This window comes from Bradyrhizobium sp. PRIMUS42, from assembly GCF_023006515.1.
Classification (GTDB): Bacteria; Pseudomonadota; Alphaproteobacteria; order Rhizobiales; family Xanthobacteraceae; genus Bradyrhizobium.
Map to the genome: position 1 here is coordinate 1 of NZ_JALBGZ010000853.1, position 2,435 is coordinate 2,435.

General features: G+C 65.1%; 1 protein-coding gene and 1 pseudogene. Both read right to left on the minus strand.

Annotation, left to right across the window (positions count from 1 at the left end; genetic code table 11):
* A pseudogene (locus MOV75_RS34680) lies at positions 1-771 on the minus strand (AMP nucleosidase); the annotation flags it as partial.
* Positions 772-984: 213 nt separating this feature from the next.
* Positions 985-2,319, minus strand: coding sequence for an HlyD family type I secretion periplasmic adaptor subunit (locus MOV75_RS34685; protein ID WP_246925190.1), 1,335 nt, complete (start codon positions 2,317-2,319; stop codon positions 985-987).
* Positions 2,320-2,435: the final 116 nt, after the last annotated feature.

Sequence of the window (2,435 nt, forward strand, 5' to 3'; positions counted from 1 at the left end):
CGCGTCCCCGCTGGTGGCGCCGCCGCTGCGCGTGATGACATTGCCCGGCGTGACGAAGGCTTCGAGGCCGGCCTCGCCGGACTGGAGCCGCTGCTGGCAAGCTTGCGCGAAGGCGTCGACATAGAACTGGTAGTTGGTGAAGATCACGAAATTCTGGAAATGCTCGGGGTCGGTGCCGGTGTAATGATAGAGCCGGCGCAGCGAGTAATCGACGCGAGCGGCCCGAAAGAGCGACAGCGGCTCGGGCGCGCCGGGCTGGAGCTCGAACGTGCCGTCGGCGATCGAATCGTCCATCGTCGCGAGATCAGGCACGTCGAACGCATCGCGCAGCGACCGTGCGACGGCGGAATTCTCGCTGGTGGTAATGGCGGCCTCGATGTTGATATCGCGGCGGTAGGCGAAGTGGATCGGGATCGGCTCGGACGATTCTCCGATCTCGACCGGAACGCCATGGTTCTGGATCAGCAGTCCGATCTGTTCGACGAGATAGCTGCGGAACAGATCCGGCCGTGTGACGCTGGTCTCGTGCACGCCGGGGCCGGCGACGAAGCCATAGGCCAGGCGCGAATCCAGGCGCGCATGCGTTGCGGTGGTGACGCGGACGAAGGGATAATAGGCCCGCACCCGCGTCGTGATCGCTTCGCCGCCAACATAGGCCTCGAACCGGTCGCGCAGGAACTTCGTGTTGCGCTCGTAGATCTCTTCCAGGCGGGCAACGGCGAGGGACGCGTCGGAGAAGGATTCGGTGGCGATGGAGGGGAGAGATTGCATGGGTCGACCGCCGGTTTGCTGAGGCTCGAGTCGAACTATAGCAAAGAAGGAGATGCCGTAGGGTGGGCAAAGCGAAGCGTGCCCACCAATACGCTCGTCATAAAAAGATGGTGGGCACGGCGCTTTGCGCCTTTGCCCACCCTACGAGACCGAGTCTGCCGTCCGTGATCCCGGATGCGCGCTAAGCGCGCCCGGATGACGCGCTTTCGCGTGTCACTTCTCCCGGAACGCCCGCATCAGCTGGTCGTGCAGCGGCTTCATCAGATAGGACAGCATGGTGCGGTCGCCAGTCTGGACGAAGGCTTCCACGGGCATGCCGGGAATCATCTTGACGTCGCCGAGACGGGCGATCTCCTCGGCGGGCATCGAGACGCGGATGGTGTAGTAGCTCTGACCGGTGCGCTGGTCGGTGGTGACGTCGGGCGAAACGCGGCTGACGAGGCCGTTGAGCTCCGGTGTGGTGCGCTGGTTGAAGGCCGAGAGGCGCAGCAGCGTCTTCTGGCCGATCTGGAGCTTGTCGATGTCGACCGGGTTGACCTTGGCCTCGACCTGGAGATCGTCGGCCTGCGGCACGATCAGCATCAGCGCATCACCGGCGGTGACGACGCCGCCCACCGTGTGCACGGTCGATTGCAGCACCATGCCGTCCTGCGGCGCGCGGATGTCGATGCGGCGAAGCTGGTCTTCGGCGGCGACCTTGCGCTCGATCAGTTCCCCGATCTTGTCGTTGGTCTCGCGCAGGTCCTTGGAGACTTCGCTCACCACGTCCTTGTCGACCTGGATGATCTGCAGCTCGGTCTCGGTGATCTTGCCCTTGGCCTGGGCGCGCGAGGCGATGTACTGCGCGCGCTCGCCGTTGAGGCGTGCCGAGTCGCGTTCGAGCTGGGTCAGGCGCGAGATCTGCACCAGACGCTTGTCGTAGAGCTCCCGCACGCCGGTGAGCTCGTTCTGCACCAGCGAGATCTCCTGGTCCTTCGCCTTCTCCTGGGCGCTGAGGCCCGAGATTTCCTCATTGAGCTGCGTGATGCGCTCGCGTAGCTGCGCCTTCTGTCCGGTGCGGCCGTTGACGCGGACGTCGAACAGCTTGGTTTCGGCGGAGAGCAGCAGCTTGACGTCAGGATCGATGGCGCGCTCGAGCAGGGCCTGCGGAAATTCGATTCTGTCGACACCGCGCTGCTCGGCCTGCAATCGCGCCGCGCGCGCCTGCGCGGCGTCGAGATTCTTGGTGACGATGGCAAGATTCGCCTTGGTGACGGTGTCGTCGAGCCGCACCACGATGTCGCCGGCCTTGACCAGGTCGCCATCGCGGGCGCGCACCTCGCCAACCACGCCGCCGGTCGGGTGCTGCACCTTCTTGACGTTGGATTCGACCACGATCTGCCCCGGCGCGATCAGCGCACCTGAGATCAGAACGGTCGACGCCCAGCCGCCGAGACCGACGACAAGGACGACCACGATCACGAGGCCGAGGATCAGGTGAAACTTGATGGATTCACGCACGGTCTTCTTCGCGGCAGGCTTCGGGCCGCCGATGGCCATCGTGCTCATGGCTTGGCCACTCCGCCTTCGCTGACGATCTTGATCGGTGCCGGCGGCGTCACGCGCGGCTGCAGCACCTGGGCGAGCACCTGCTCCTTCGGGCCGAACGCCTGCATGCGGCCGTC

Excerpts from the sequence above, each read along its gene's own strand:
- MOV75_RS34685 (WP_246925190.1), bottom strand. The coding sequence starts at position 2,319 with ATGAGCACGATGGCCATCGGCGGCCCGAAGCCTGCCGCGAAGAAGACC.